The organism is Polaromonas sp. P1_F4, assembly GCF_056405675.1.
The window spans coordinates 884,531-899,134 of record NZ_JBFUBP010000001.1 but is presented as its reverse complement, the minus strand read 5'-3'; the positions used below and the strand labels follow the sequence as shown (position 1 = coordinate 899,134).

Annotated in this window: 14 protein-coding genes; all 14 read right to left on the bottom strand. The window is 59.1% G+C overall.

Annotated elements, in window-relative coordinates:
* Window positions 1–17 precede the first annotated feature (17 nt).
* Entirely contained in the window at window positions 18–1,178 is a 1,161-nt protein-coding gene (gene hflX / locus AC1DYQ_RS04215; protein ID WP_477685701.1) for a GTPase HflX, read from the bottom strand.
* A 17-nt stretch (window positions 1,179–1,195) separates the two neighbouring features.
* Window positions 1,196–1,465 (bottom strand): RNA chaperone Hfq, encoded by a 270-nt coding sequence (hfq, locus tag AC1DYQ_RS04210; protein WP_411883131.1) that lies wholly within the window; start codon window positions 1,463–1,465, stop codon window positions 1,196–1,198.
* A 51-nt stretch (window positions 1,466–1,516) separates the two neighbouring features.
* Window positions 1,517–2,860: a ribosome biogenesis GTPase Der gene (der, locus tag AC1DYQ_RS04205; RefSeq protein ID WP_477685700.1), complete on the bottom strand. Its 1,344-nt coding sequence runs from the start codon at window positions 2,858–2,860 to the stop codon at window positions 1,517–1,519.
* A gap of 30 nt (window positions 2,861–2,890) precedes the next feature.
* Window positions 2,891–4,045 carry an outer membrane protein assembly factor BamB gene (gene bamB, locus AC1DYQ_RS04200; RefSeq protein ID WP_477685699.1) on the bottom strand — a complete coding sequence of 385 codons (1,155 nt, stop codon included), beginning with the start codon at window positions 4,043–4,045 and terminating at the stop codon, window positions 2,891–2,893.
* On the bottom strand, window positions 4,042–4,734 hold the full coding sequence (locus AC1DYQ_RS04195; protein ID WP_477685698.1) for a YfgM family protein: 693 nt from the start codon (window positions 4,732–4,734) through the stop codon (window positions 4,042–4,044). The genes bamB and AC1DYQ_RS04195 overlap by 4 nt, the downstream gene beginning before the upstream one ends.
* A 93-nt stretch (window positions 4,735–4,827) precedes the next feature.
* Entirely contained in the window at window positions 4,828–6,177 is a 1,350-nt protein-coding gene (gene hisS / locus AC1DYQ_RS04190; RefSeq protein WP_477685697.1) for a histidine--tRNA ligase, read from the bottom strand.
* A 5-nt stretch (window positions 6,178–6,182) separates the two neighbouring features.
* A complete protein-coding gene (gene ispG / locus AC1DYQ_RS04185; protein WP_477685696.1) occupies window positions 6,183–7,460 on the bottom strand; it encodes a flavodoxin-dependent (E)-4-hydroxy-3-methylbut-2-enyl-diphosphate synthase in 1,278 nt (425 codons plus the stop codon).
* Window positions 7,460–8,470, bottom strand: coding sequence for a RodZ domain-containing protein (locus AC1DYQ_RS04180; protein ID WP_477685695.1), 1,011 nt, complete (start codon window positions 8,468–8,470; stop codon window positions 7,460–7,462). The genes ispG and AC1DYQ_RS04180 overlap by 1 nt, the downstream gene beginning before the upstream one ends.
* The gene (gene pilW / locus AC1DYQ_RS04175) at window positions 8,463–9,272 is read right to left on the bottom strand and encodes a type IV pilus biogenesis/stability protein PilW (protein ID WP_477685694.1); all 810 of its coding nucleotides are present in this window, start codon (window positions 9,270–9,272) and stop codon (window positions 8,463–8,465) included. Before pilW ends, AC1DYQ_RS04180 begins: the two co-directional genes overlap by 8 nt.
* Window positions 9,269–10,417, bottom strand: a complete 1,149-nt coding sequence (gene rlmN, locus AC1DYQ_RS04170) for a dual-specificity RNA methyltransferase RlmN (protein ID WP_477685693.1) — start codon at window positions 10,415–10,417, stop codon at window positions 9,269–9,271. The genes pilW and rlmN overlap by 4 nt, the downstream gene beginning before the upstream one ends.
* A gap of 79 nt (window positions 10,418–10,496) precedes the next feature.
* The gene (gene ndk, locus AC1DYQ_RS04165; RefSeq protein WP_477685692.1) at window positions 10,497–10,922 is read right to left on the bottom strand and encodes a nucleoside-diphosphate kinase; all 426 of its coding nucleotides are present in this window, start codon (window positions 10,920–10,922) and stop codon (window positions 10,497–10,499) included.
* A 125-nt stretch (window positions 10,923–11,047) separates the two neighbouring features.
* Window positions 11,048–12,658: a pseudouridine synthase gene (locus tag AC1DYQ_RS04160; protein ID WP_477685691.1), complete on the bottom strand. Its 1,611-nt coding sequence runs from the start codon at window positions 12,656–12,658 to the stop codon at window positions 11,048–11,050.
* 3 nt (window positions 12,659–12,661) lie between these two features.
* Window positions 12,662–13,435, bottom strand: a complete 774-nt coding sequence (gene scpB / locus AC1DYQ_RS04155; RefSeq protein ID WP_477685690.1) for an SMC-Scp complex subunit ScpB — start codon at window positions 13,433–13,435, stop codon at window positions 12,662–12,664.
* Window positions 13,436–13,559: 124 nt separating this feature from the next.
* A complete protein-coding gene (locus AC1DYQ_RS04150; protein WP_477685689.1) occupies window positions 13,560–14,594 on the bottom strand; it encodes an RluA family pseudouridine synthase in 1,035 nt (344 codons plus the stop codon).
* Window positions 14,595–14,604 lie beyond the last annotated feature (10 nt).

Sequence of the window (14,604 nt, the reverse complement as noted above, 5' to 3'; positions counted from 1 at the left end):
CTAATGAAACCGCCATATCAGGCAAGGTCTTCGGCAGTTTGGGGGATTTCGTCGGCTGGCGGGTTGACCGCATAGCCAGCCAGCAGCGCCCGCAAAAGCGGCAGGCCTTCACCTGTCTGCGCACTCACGAACACCCGTTCAACGCTGCGGCTTGAGCCCTCAAACGCGTCCCTGAGTTCGAACATGTCTTGCAGTTGCAGGGGCAAGCTGTCCTTTTCAATAGCGTCCAGCTTGTTGAACACCAATATTTGCGGCACATCGGCCGCGCCAATCTCCGAAAGCACGCGCTGGACCTGCTCGATCTGCTCGAGGTAGTCGGGATTGGCGCCGTCCACCACGTGCAGCAGCAAGTCGGCATCCGCCGCTTCCTGCAGGGTTGCGGCAAAGGCATCAATCAAGCCGTGCGGCAGGTCACGGATGAAACCCACGGTGTCCGACAACGACACAGAACGCGCGGCGTCACCCAAATAAAGCTGCCTCGTGGTGGTGTCGAGCGTGGCGAACAGCTGATCGGCCGCATAGGCACGCGCTTTGACCAGCGCATTGAAGAGCGTGGATTTTCCCGCGTTGGTGTAACCCACCAGGGAAATCGTGAAGGAATTGCGGCGCTCGCGCTGCTTTCGCTGCGTTTGCCGCTGCTTCTTGACCTTGAGCAAGCGTTCCTTGGTGCGCTTGATCGCGTCACCGATCATGCGTTTGTCGAGCTCGATCTGCTTCTCACCCGGGCCGCCGCGTACACCGGCGCCGCCGGTTTGCCGCTCCAGGTGGGACCAGCGCCGCACCAGGCGTGTAGACATGTATTGCAGCCGGGCCAGCTCAACCTGCAGCTTGCCTTCGTGGCTACGCGCCCGCTGGGCAAAGATTTCAAGAATCAGCAGGGTCCGGTCGTTGACCGGCATGTCCAGGTGCCTCTCCAGGTTGCGCTGCTGCGCCGGGCTGAGAGACTGGTCGAACAGAATTTCCGTGGCGCCGGTGTCCAGCGCCATCAGCTTGATTTCGTCGGCTTTTCCGCTGCCGATGAAGAGCGCGGCGTCGGGCGCCTTGCGCCTGCAAGTGACGCGCGCCACCGGCTGCAGGCCTGCTGTTTGCGCGAGCAAACCCAGTTCCTGCAGATCGGCATCAAAGTTTGGCAACCCCAGATCGACCCCTACAAGGAGGACCAGGGGTTTCGGGCTCACCGGAGCATCGTACGAACTCAGCTGGCGGGGCTTTCTTCAGACTCGTTGGTCGCGAAATTTACGGCGCGACCTGGAACGATGGTGGAAATCGCATGTTTGTAGACCATTTGGGTCACAGTGTTGCGAAGCAGAACCACATATTGATCGAAGGATTCGATCTGGCCCTGCAATTTGATCCCGTTGACGAGATAAATGGAAACAGGAACATGCTCGCGACGCAAGGTGTTGAGAAATGGGTCCTGCAAGAGCTGACCTTTGTTATTGCTCACGATATTTTCCGTGTTCAAAAGTTAATAGAACTTGACCTTACCACAGGGCGTGGCCCGGGTCATGTAGTCCTAGGCCGATTCCTTGTCTTTAAAGGGGTTGTGGGAGCTCTTCATCTGGATGCGCAGCGGCGTGCCGACCAGGTCAAATTCCTTGCGGAAACGCCCTTCCAGATAGCGTTTGTACGACTCGGTGACATGCTCGAGCGAATTGCCGTGGATGATGATGATGGGTGGGTTCATGCCGCCCTGGTGGGCATAGCGCAACTTGGGGCGGAAAACACCCGAGCGCTGGGGTTGCTGGAACTGCACGGCTTCCAGTAGCAGCCGGGTGAGCACCGGCGTGGACATCTTGCGGTTGGCCGATGCATGGGCCTGAACAATCGACTTCCAGACCGGGCCCAGGCCCTGCCGTTTGATGGCAGAGATTGGATGGATGGCGGCAAATTTGAGGAAACCCAACCGGGTCTCGATGGAGCGCTCGAGCAGCTCACGCTGGTAGGAGTCCACAGCGTCCGACTTGTTGATGGCCAGCACTACCGAACGCCCGCTTTCGAGGATATAGCCGGCAATGTGGGCATCCTGATCGGTCACACCTTGGGTGGCGTCGAGCAGTAGCAGCACTACGTTGGCGTTTTCGATGGCCTGCAGGGTCTTGACCACGGAAAACTTCTCGATGGCCTCAAAAACCTTGCCTTTGCGGCGCAGTCCTGCCGTGTCGATCAGCTCAAACTTCTGCCCGGCACGCTCAAAAGGCACAGAAATGGCGTCGCGGGTTGTCCCGGGCAAATCAAAGGCCACCAGGCGTTCTTCGCCCAGCCAGGTGTTGATCAACGTGGACTTCCCCACGTTGGGGCGTCCTGCCACGGCCAGACGAATCACAGAAGGATCTTGAGGCTCGGCCTCTTCGTCCGGATCCGGCAAATTGAGCGGCGCCAAGGCCATGTCAACCAGCGTGCGCATGCCTTGGCCGTGTGAGGCGGAAACCGCCAGCATCTCGCCCAGGCCCAATTCAAAGAACTCGGACAGCTGCACGCCTTCAGTCATGCCCTCGGCTTTGTTGGCGGTCAGGATGGTGGGTTTGCCCAGCTTTCGAAGGTATTTGGCAATATCGTGGTCCTGCGCACTGATGCCGGCGCGGGCGTCGACCACAAAGACGACCACATCGGCTTCCGCGACCGCCTGCCGGGTCTGCTTGGCCATTTCCTTGTAAATACCGGACGCCGCATCGGGTTCAAATCCGCCGGTGTCGATCACGATGTATTCGTGGGGTCCAAGCTTCCCGTTACCGTAATGACGATCCCGCGTCAGGCCGGCAAAGTCGGCCACGATCGCATCCCGCGTCTTGGTCAGCCGGTTGAAAAGCGTCGACTTGCCCACATTCGGACGGCCGACTAGCGCTATGACAGGTTTCATCAATCAGTTTCTGGCAGAGACCGTAGGCCCTTATTGAGGCTGGAAGCCGTAAATACCACCGTTTTGCGTCACGGCGATCAGCGTATTGCCAGCAAGCACGGGCGTTGCCGCAATGGCTGAACCATCGGTAGGCAGGCGATTGAGCAATGAGCCGTCTTCGCGGGAAAGCAGGTGGACGTAGCCGGAAAAATCGCCCACGGCGATAGAGCGCCCGACGACCACCGGCGCCGTGAGGCTACGGTAGCGCAGGCGGTCGGTGGACCACGCACGCTCACCATCGGTGCGGCGCCAGGCGTTCACAGTGCCATCAGCTTCCGTGCCGAACAGCAGGCGATCGTCTCCATCAATGCCCTGTACACCATTGGCCGGCTTGGCCCACAGCAGGTTGCCGCGCACAGCATTGACGCATCCAACGCTTGCCTGGAACGCCCGCGTGCAAACGATATCGCCCTGCCGGCTGACGCGTCCCACCAGGTCGACGAGCCGTTCCACGTCATTGATACCGCGAGGCGTGGCAATCGGTGCCTCCCAACGGACGCTGCCGTTAGACGGGTTGAGGCCCACGAGACGGCCGGCCAAACCTACGACCAACGTATCGCCCACCGCCAGCATGACGCCGGACTGACGAAGCACCAGGGGCTCATTGGGCCGCTGCTGCGCCCAAAGCTTGCGACCCGTCAGCCCGTCAAAGGCCGTGACCGAACGGTCTGCGGCCAGAACAAATACCCTCAAGCCAGCCACGAAGGGAGCGGAAAATGCCTGGGCGCCCAGCTTTTGGCGCCAGAGTTCCTTGCCATCCTGCAACGCGATGACTTCATTGGCCTTGGTTACCACTGCAACGACCTTGCCGTCGTTTCCAGCACCGGCAGCCAAGGGTGTATTCAGCGCCAATCGCCAGAAATCGCGGCCTGTTTGGGCGTCCAGCAAAGCCACGGTGCCGTCGCCGCTGGCCACCGCCACGGTATTACCCGAAACCCCCATCTCAAGAGGGAAATTCACCTGCCCCACGCGGGTGGTCCAGATCTGGCGCGCAGACACCAGACCTGTCACCGGCTGAAGTTCTGCGGGCTGCGGTTTTGCAGGACCGCCACCGAAAAAGGAACAGCCACTCAGGATCGCTATCAAAACAATAGCCGCCGGCGCACGCACCGCTTGGGCCAGAGGCCTAAAAGATTGATAAATCATTTCTTCACCTCTGTATTCAATGGCGCATCGGCCTTGGTTGTCCCTGCGTTGGGATCAACCCCCAGCGCGTTGAGCTTGACCTCAACCAGACGCCGATACTCGGAGCGCTCGTCAAGCCCCTTGTAAGCCTTTTCGTATTCACTTTTCGCTTCTGGTTTCTTACCCTGCGCTGCCAGAATATCGCCACGCCGGTCGGCGACCAATGCCGTGAAGTCCTTCGGAAAAGGACCTGAAACCTGCTGCAGGGCCTCGTCATAAGACTTCTTCTCAATCAGCAGCCCCGCCAGGCGCAACCGGGCAATGGCCTGATAGCCCTCATCAGAGGCTTTTTCAGCGACCCAATTCAGGGCCGCGCGCGATGCGTCAACATTGCCCTTGTCGTAATAAGCCTTTGCGGCCAGCAGTCCCGCCTGCTGGGCATAGGTTGTCCGGCCAAAACGATCTTTCATGTCGGCTAATGAGCGGTCGATTTTTGCCATGTCACCGGACTGCACAGCGCGCTCGACTTCGTCATACATGACCGAAGCCTGGGCTGCCTGGTTACGCTGCCAGTACTGGTATCCATTCCACGCGGCAAGGGCCCCGAGCACCACAATCAGGGCCCAGGTGATCATGTCACCGTACTGCTTCCAGAAGTGCTTGAGCTCGTCAAGCTGTTCCTGTTCTTCCAAATCGAGATGTTTTGCCATAAAAGTCTTTGTTCTGCCCCGGAAATGGTGCGGATTGAGTTGGGGTGATTGTAGAGGCGCCAGCCGGCGCTCCAAATGGCCGGTCTTGGCGGCTCAGCCGCGCAAGGTATGGGCCCAGGCGGTGACATCCCTCAAGGGCTGGAGTGCCTGGGCCTGCAGGGCCTGGTCTTTTTCGCCCCGCAGGTGTTTGACGGCAACACAGCCCTGGGCAAGTTCGGTCTCGCCAAAAATCAAAGCGTAGCGCGCACCACTGCCATCAGCTTTCTTGAACTGGGACTTCATGCTGGCCATGCCATCGCCTGCACCGGCGTGCATCTGCACGTTGATGCCAGCAGCACGCAAGGCTTCGCAGGTTGCCATCACGGTTGGCATCATCTCGGCAGACGGAACGATCACGTAGACGTCGGGACCACTCACTGGCGGCAACACGCCCACCGCCTCAAGCAGAAGCAGCATTCGTTCCACACCCATGCCCCAGCCTACCGCAGGCGTTGGCTTGCCGCCAAGCTGCTCGAACAGGCCGTCGTAACGGCCGCCACCGCAAACCGTACCCTGCGAGCCAAGCTTGTCGGTGACCCATTCGAACACCGTGAGGTTGTAGTAATCCATGCCACGCACCAGGCGCGGATTGATGCGATAGGCCAGCCCCACTGCATCGAGTATCCGGCGCACCGCATTCAGGTGCGCTAGCGAGGCATCGCCAAGGAAGTCCATGAGCTGCGGCGCGGCTTCCACGACGGCCTGCATGGCAGGATTTTTGGTATCGAGAATGCGCAATGGGTTAGTGTGCAGCCGGCGCTTTGCATCTTCGTCCAGCATGCCGGCATGCGCCTCAAAGTACGAGATCAGTGCGGCACGGTGTGCCATCCGCTCGCCGGGCTGACCGAGGCTGTTCAGCTCAAGCCGCACATGCTCCATCGGGATACCCAGGTCGTGCAGCAACGCACGGCACATCAAAATTTGCTCCGCGTCCACGTCGGGTCCGGAAAAACCCAAGGCTTCGACATCGATTTGATGGAACTGGCGATAGCGCCCCTTCTGTGGTCGCTCATGGCGAAACAGCGGCACTGCCGACCAGACCCGTATTGGGCCGTTGTACAGCGCGTTGTGCTCGATCATCGCGCGCACAATACCGGCGGTGGCCTCAGGGCGCAATGTGAGCCGGTCGCCGTTCATCGAGTCGACAAAAGAATACATCTCCTTTTCGACGATGTCGGTCACCTCGCCAAGACCACGCACAAACAGCGCGGTCGGCTCGACGATCGGCGTGCGTACATTGGCGTAGGCATAGCGGGCCATCAACGCGCGCACCTTGGCTTCGAACCACTCCCAACGAGCCGACTCCGGCGGCAGGATGTCGTTCATCCCCTTGACGCCCGTCAGTTTTTCCATTTTGGCCACGGCGGATTTTTCTACCAGGCCGGCAGCTGCTTTTTCAACCATGGGTGTTACGCAGCTTCAGCGACGGTGTGCGTGCCAAAGCGTTTTTCAATGTAATTTTCAACAATGACCTGGAACTCCTGCGCAATGTTGTCGCCACGCAGGGTCAGTCTTTTTTCACCATCAATAAACACCGGCGCGGCAGGCGCCTCGCCGGAGCCGGGCAGGCTGATGCCGATATCGGCATGTTTGCTTTCACCCGGTCCATTGACGATACAGCCCATGACCGCGACCTTGAGCCCTTCGACGCCGGGATATTGTTTGCGCCAGACAGGCATCTGAGCACGCAGAAAGTCGTCAATTTGCTTGGCCAGCTCCTGGAAGGTCGTACTGGTGGTACGTCCGCAACCTGGGCATGCCGTCACACTGGGCACAAAGGTCCGCAAACCGAGCGCCTGGAGAATCTCCGACGCAATAACCACTTCCTGGGTGCGGGCCTCACCCGGTTGGGGCGTTAAGGAGACGCGAATGGTATCGCCAATGCCTTCTTGCAGCAGGATCGATAACGCCGTGGCAGAAGCCACTGTGCCCTTGGTGGCCATACCAGCCTCCGTCAGCCCCAGGTGAAGCACGTGATCTGTGCGCCGGGCCAATTCTCGATAGACCGAAATCAGGTCCTGAACACCGCTTACCTTGCAGGAAAGGATGATCTGGTGACGAGGCATTCCCATTTCTTCAGCGCGCCGGGCGGAGTCGATCGCGGACGTAATCAATGCTTCATACATGACCTGCCTGGCATCCCAGGGGACTGCACGCGCACTGTTTTCATCCATCAGGCTTGCCAGCAGCTCCTGATCAAGGCTGCCCCAGTTCACGCCGATACGCACTGGTTTTTTCCAGTGCATGGCCACCTCTATCATCTGGCCAAACTGCCGGTCACGTTTGTCGCCCTTGCCAACATTTCCGGGATTGATGCGGTATTTGGACAACGCCTCCGCGCAAGCGGGGTAATCCGTCAACAACCGATGGCCGTTGTAATGAAAGTCCCCTATCAGTGGAACGTCGATCCCCATCCGGTCGAGTTGCTCACGCACATGCGGAACAGCCTGCGCCGCTTCCGGCGTGTTGACGGTGATGCGAACCATCTCGGAACCCGCCAACGCCAGTTCCTTGACTTGAATCGCGGTGCCAATGGCATCCACCGTGTCGGTATTGGTCATGGACTGGACGCGCACCGGCGCATCGCCGCCGACAGTCAAAACACGGGCACCCCATGACACCTGTGACTGGAGGGAGCGCCGCGCTTTGGGAAAAGCGGACTCGATCGGAAGGCAACCCTTCGACATTATTTCACCTCAAATCGGGCAACATTGTCCCTGGCCACGCTGCTCAGATCAAAAGCCTGGCCGCGCACCTGCACTTGCGTCACATCTGCCTTACCCACCACGGCGGCCAGTGGCAACGCCCCGGACGCACCAGCGACCTCTCCGGCGGTCAGGGTACGGCGCAGCACAACCGTTCCCTTGGCATCCGTCACCTCCACCCAGGATTCGCCCCTGGCGCGAAAAGTCACGATACCCGCCGGTGCCGCTGGCGATACAGGTGCGGCAACACCACTTGGCACTGGCACCGGAGCAGGCTGAACGGCCGGACCAGGTAGAGAGGTAGTTGTCGTCACAGCAGGGCCGGCGGGAGAGCCGGCAACCGTGGCAGCCCCGGCGCCTGAAAAAGTCTCATGACTCTGCTCTGTGGGAAAAACAGGCTTGGCGTCGTTTACCAATCCTCCGCCCGTCATCGCCACAGCTGCGGGCAGCGGTTTGGCGGCCTCGGCGCCGCCAGCTTGCATCTCGCTATCACTCTGACCCTTCGTGGCATCCGGCTTGATGACTGGCAGGAAAATCAATACCAGAGCACCAAGCAACAACGCCAGGCCGGCCAGCACTGCAGGCTTCGAAACCTGGGTCCACACAGCGGGCCGGGGACCTTCCCCTGGCGAGCGAAACGGTGCATTGATGCCAGCACCTTGGTATATCAGCTTGGGGGCGCTGGTTTGAGGCAAGCGTTCCAGCACAGGGGCCGCATCCAGTTTCAGGCTACGGCACACACTGGAAGCCAGGGCCCGAACAAAAACAGCATCCGGCAGCAAGTCAAAGCGATCCAGCTCCAGCGCCTCGAGTTTTTTTACCGGAACCTTCAAGGATACTGCGAGGGCCGCGATATGTATGCCTGCAGCCTCTCTTGCCTCACGAAGCAGTGTGCCTGCCGTGGGCTCGAAGTCAGTACCCCGGTCAACGCCAGACGCAGCCATTCCAGATATGGCCTCCCCAGCCGGCGCAACAACGTCAGCGTCACTCATTGAACGCCCCTTTGTCATAAGCAGCAGCCTCCCGGGACTGCGCAAAACGCTTTTTAAGCTGATCACCGAGCTGCCGTACCGAGTCTCGATTGTTTAATTTTCGCTCAACCTTGATGCCAAGCCAAAGTGTCTCTGCGTTGGCCAGATCGCTGTTGTTCAAGCGGCGAATGTAAAACTGGGCGCGCGTCACATCGCCGCGCTCATACAGTAGGTTCGCAAGGTTATAACCAATAATGGGATTACCCGCATCCAGCTCATAGGCTTGCATCAAGCTCTGCTCGGCTTCCACTCGCTGCCCCCCGCGAAGCTGGCAAATTCCCTGAGTCATCAGGGTTTTTGCCCTGCCGGCATAAGTTGGATTGGCGATCGCCTGGGTAAACCACCGAAGTGAATCGGTATAGCGACCCTGCTGGCACAAAAGCCAGCCGTAGTTATGAGCCACACCAGCGTCGCGAGGGTTCAGCGCAAGCGCACGACGAAAACTGTCCTCAGCCAATGGAATATCGTTAAGCCTCATATAAGCAAGGCCGCGCAAGTTGTACGCATCTGCAAATGTAGGATCGATTACCAGCGATTGCTTGATTTCATCCAACGCTACGGTAATCTGCCCCTGCTCGAAATATCCGGTAGCCAGTTCAAGCCGCAATCTCGCTCGCCGCCGCTGATCAGGCTCGTCTGATTCCGTGACAATGTCAGTCCGGTTACCCGAGGTCCCCGGAGTTCCGGCCTGATTGGCACACCCTGTGAGCAACACTACCAGCCAGCAGGCCGGCACCCAGATCATATTGGCGCGAAATCTCATGTACCCATCCCTTTGGCCACTACGACCTTGATTCCCCCGAGCATACCTTGCCGCTGCGCCGCCATGCGCTGATCTACACCTGTGCGGTCCTGCACATCGCCAGCCAGTTGCCCGCAAGCCGCATCAATATCGTCCCCCCGGGTTTTCCTGACGGTTGTCACAATACCCGCATCCATCAGGATTTTCGCAAATGCCATCACCTGCGGCATGTCAGAACGCTTCAAACCCGAAGCCGGAAATGGATTAAAGGGAATCAGGTTGAATTTGCAGGAGAGCCCCTTCTCTGCCTGGGTTCGAACCAGCGATACGAGCTGACGCGCATGCTCTGGCTGGTCGTTCACACCATCGAGCATGCAATACTCAAACGTGATGAAGTCCCGGGGCGCCGATGATTGATAGCGGGTGCAGGCCGCAAGCAGTTCGGATATGGGGTATTTTTTATTCAAGGGCACAAGGTTGTCGCGCAGCCCATCTTCCGGCGCATGCAGCGATACAGCCAAGGCTACCGGGCAGTCCCCGGCCAACCGGTCAATCATGGGCACAACGCCCGATGTCGATACCGTCACCCGTCGGCGTGATAGGCCATAACCATGGTCGTCAAGCATGACCTTCAGGGCTGGCAGGAGCTGCGAGTAGTTCTGCAGGGGCTCGCCCATGCCCATCATGACGACGTTGGAAATCACCCGTTCATCCCGACCTAGATGCTGCCGCAGGAAATGCTCGGCAAACCATAGCTGGGAAACGATCTCTCCCGTGGTCAGGTTACGGCTGAAACCCTGGTGACCCGTAGAGCAGAACCGGCAACCAACAGCACAGCCGGCCTGCGAGGAAATGCACAATGTTCCTCGATCGGTTTCCGGAATAAAAACAGTTTCAATGATATCGCCTGCACCGACATCAAATAACCATTTGATGGTCCCATCGGCGGAATCGTGGCGGGAAACCACTGTGGGGCTCACAACCTGGGCTGATCCTGTCAGCTTATTGCGCAGGGATTTTGCCAAATCCGTCATTTGCCCGAAATCTGCAACCCCTTTTTGGTGAATCCAGCGGAAAAGCTGCGTGGCCCGAAAGCGCTTTTCACCAAGCTGCCCACAAAAGGCTGCCAAACCATCCAGATCGTAGTCAAGAAGGTTGGCAGTCATCGCAGTAGAGAACCGACTGAGCTGCCCCAAGCAAGCGACGGCCCTGGCTGGGTGTAGCAAAGCATGGGGCGAGACATGGTTAACGCGAGTAAACGCTCATGCCGGGAAAGAAGAAAGCAATTTCCGCCTTGGCCGTTTCAGCGGCATCCGAACCATGGACGGCATTGGCATCAATGCTGTCGGCGAAATCAGCACGAATGGTGCCGGCGGCAGCCTTCTTCGGATCGGTAGCCCCCATCAAATCACGGTTTTTCAGAATGGCGCCCTCGCCTTCCAGCGCCTGGATCATGACGGGACCGGAAATCATGAAGGAAACCAGGTCTTTGAAGAACGGGCGCTCTTTGTGCACCGCATAAAAAGCCTCAGCCTCGCCTTGTGACAAGTGAGCCATCCTGGCTGCCACAATCTTCAAGCCAGCAGCTTCAAAACGCGCATAGATTTGCCCAATGACGTTTTTTGCCACGGCGTCGGGTTTGATGATGGAGAGAGTGCGCTCGATTGCCATGAGATTTCCTTAACTTAAATTTTTTGGAGTCGTAAATTATTCAAAAATTTGAATAAAGCCCATGATTTTAACCTGTAGGCATATTGGCACAAATCAACCTTGCGGTTTGAGGTGCCTCTGCGGGGTCATCGATTTCCGCCGCGGCTCCCACCACCGCGATTACCGCCTCCCCGGTTTCCACCACCCGCACCGCCGCGGCGCGGTCCACCGGTACCGTTTCCGCCCGTACCACCGCCCCCGCGACGCTGCTGACCCTGGCCTTGCCCCTGTCGCTGCCGGGTAAAAGTGTCCGCACCGATATACCCAAATGAGGTTTTCATCGGATCGGGCTGCGCTCCGCCGGCAGTTTTGTCACCCCGGTCATCCCGCCTTTTTTGTCCCGGCACTCCATTGCCGTTGCCTTGCGGCTGGCCGGTCCGGAAACCACCACCAGGATTGCCACCCTGGTTACGCCCCTTGCCGCCGCGACGTCGGTTTCCACGGGGTGCAGAATCGTTGAGATTCAGCGGCGGTTGCAACTCATGTGGATCATGAGTCTCCTGATCGTCCCCCGATCCGCCTTGTACCGGCGCTTGAGATAGTTCGCTGTTTGGCGATGACGACCGCCCGCGGTCGCCGCGCTGGCGTTCGTTTCTGCGCGGTCCTCGCCTCGGTGGCTCAACCCCCTCTCCATGAGCGCCGGATGCCTGCGGCCCGCCCGGCACTGCGCGGGATTCGGAACGCGTCAAAGCGCTTGTCAGGGCCCAGATATCGCGCTCATCGAGTTCGACAAACGCGCCGCGCTTGAGGCCGCGCGGGAGAACCATGGCCCCATAGCGGATGCGAATAAGGCGGCTGACAGCGTGCCCCACTGCCTCAAACATCCGTCTGACCTCACGGTTACGCCCTTCGGAGATGGTGACCTTGTACCAGCAGTTGGCGCCTTCCCCCCCTCCGGCTTCAATGGAGCTGAACTGGGCCATGCCGTCATCCAGGTTCACACCTTCGAGCAAGCGTTTTTTCTCTTCGTTATTTAGCGCACCGAGCACACGAACAGCGTACTCACGCTCCAGGCCGAAACGCGGATGCATCAACTTGTTGGCCAATTCACCCGAACTGGTGAGTAGCAGAAGGCCCTCCGTGTTCAAGTCAAGGCGACCGACCGATTGCCATTTGCCCTGGAACAGCTTGGGTAAGCGGCGAAAGACGGTTGGACGGTTTTGCGGATCATCATGTGTGACGACCTCTCCGGTGGGCTTGTGATAGGCGATCACCCTTGGCGGCGGCGGGTCGATACGCACCCGGATTGGCTTGCCATTGACTTTGACCGTATCGCCAAACTGGATGCGTTGCCCTATATGGGCAGGCTCAGCATTGACCGAGATTCGCCCCTCCAGAATCAGTTGCTCCATCTCCAACCGGGAACCCAGTCCCGCCTGGGCAAGCACTTTGTGCAGCTTGGGGGTCTCGGGCTGGGGCGCCAGCACTCGCTTGGGCAGCGCCAACGCAACGTCTTCCTCATCAGCATCGAATTGCCCAGTCACGACATCCTCAAACCGGATGGCGCCAGGGGCTGGGACATTGCGGCCGGCGAGAGGCCGCGGCGCTGGAGTACGGATGGCTTGCGCGGGGCCGGACTCGGGGGGTGCGATTGCTTCCGGCAAATCTTGCACGGCTTGCTCCTCTATGAGCACCTTTTCCTGCGGCTCACGAGGTGTGTCCGCAGATTCGGAAGCAGGAGGGTCTTGTTGGGTCATGATTTACATTCGGGTGGGCTCATCGCCACCGGTCTCATTGTTCTCAAGAGGCCCGGTATCACTGTCGTCAGCGACCTGTGGTTGCGTGTACAAAGTTGGCGCTTCGGCGATCTCACCAATCTCAGGCTCTTCAGCCGTGCCTGACACGGGCTCCGGCACAGCAGGTTCCAGCCGCTCAACAGCTATACCATCCATACCCACCTCCGGCTTGCCCGCAAGTTCAGAGATGCCAAACTCTATCTGCTCGAGCATCGGAAGCTGATTCGGGCTGCTGTCCATCACGGGAAGCTGGTCCAGCGACTCGACCCCAAGGTCGTCAAGAAACTGCCGGGTGGTGGCATAAAGTGCCGGGCGGCCGACAGTTTCCCGATGGCCGATCACTTCCACCCACCCGCGATCTTCGAGCTGCTTGAGGATCATGCTGTTGATCGTGACCCCCCGGATGTCCTCCATGTCACCGCGCGTCACCGGCTGACGATAAGCAATGATGGCCAAGGTTTCCAGTGTGGCACGGCTATAGCGCGGGGGCTTTTCGGGGTGCAGCCGGTCCAGATATTCACGCATCTGCGGCCTGCTTTGAAAACGCCATCCCGTCGCCACGTGAACAAGTTCCACGCCACGACCAGACCAATCGCTTTGCAACTCCTCAAGCACCAGCTTGAGGCTGTCCGCAGTCAATACCCCGTTAAACAGAACTCCCATTTCGCGCAGGGGCAATGGTTGCTGCGCGCAAATAAGTGCTGTTTCGAGGACGCGTTTTGCATCCGTCGTATTCATGATTGTGGTCGTTCCGAAAAAAAGCGGAAAAAAGGGCCGGGAAAACGTGGGTTCGGCGCTTGGCGCGCAGGGCACCCAATACGCAATCTCCTGATCAGGATGCCATGGTGCAGGTAGCTGAAAACTACTGGATTTGATTGTATATCAGGCCCAAACCGGCGATGGCAGCCTGAAGGTCGGCTGGAGGGTCTGACCGGAACTCCATCACTTTGCCAGTCACCGGATGCTCGAATGCCAGTCGACACGCATGCAGCGCTTGACGGCCAAGCCCAGCAGCAGGAGCTCCCCCGTACAACTCGTCGGATACCAGGGGATGGCCAATGAAGGCCATATGGACCCGGATTTGGTGCGTGCGACCGGTGTGCAGCTTGCATTTGACCAGGCAGTGCTTACCGGCACTTTGAAGCAGCGACACCATAGTGGATGCCGGCTTCCCGGCGTTCTTTTCCAGGTTCACCACGGCCATTCGCAAACGGTTGCGTGGATCCCGCCCAATGGCAGCTTCTACCTGCCGGGTTTTCCCGCCCAGCCAGGCACCATGGGCCAGTGCGACATATTCCCGGCTCACGTCGCGGGCGGCGATCAGGCCGACCAACTGGTCCATCACCGTCCGCTGCCGGGCGACCACCATCAAACCGCTGGTGTCCTTGTCAAGGCGGTGAACAATGCCGGCGCGTGGCAGGAAGACGGCCTGCGGATCATGCGCCAGCAAGCCGTTCAACAAGGTCCCGCTCCAGTTGCCGGGCGCCGGATGCACAACCAGCCCGGCAGGTTTGTTGATCACCATCAGGCAAGCGTCCTCGAACACGATGTCCAGTTCCATCGCTTCAGGCCTGAATGCCTGGCTTTGCGGCGTTGGACGCAACTCAATGGCGAGTTCATCACCAGCTCGGACCTTCGTGGATGTTTTGGTGACTATAGAGCCGCCGAGTCTCACCATGCCGGAGTCGATCAACTGTTGAAGATATGTGCGTGAGAACTCGGGCACAATGGCGGCCAAAGCGCGGTCGAGACGGCTGCCATGGCTTTCGACCGGGACAGCTACCTGCCGCAACTCCACCTCGACAGCCGTATCGCCCTCCTCCAGAGCCTCATCCGGCACCTCCTCAGGCGCAATAGCGCCCGATATAATCAATTTGCTTTGTTCTGAATCAGTCATCAAGAAGGTC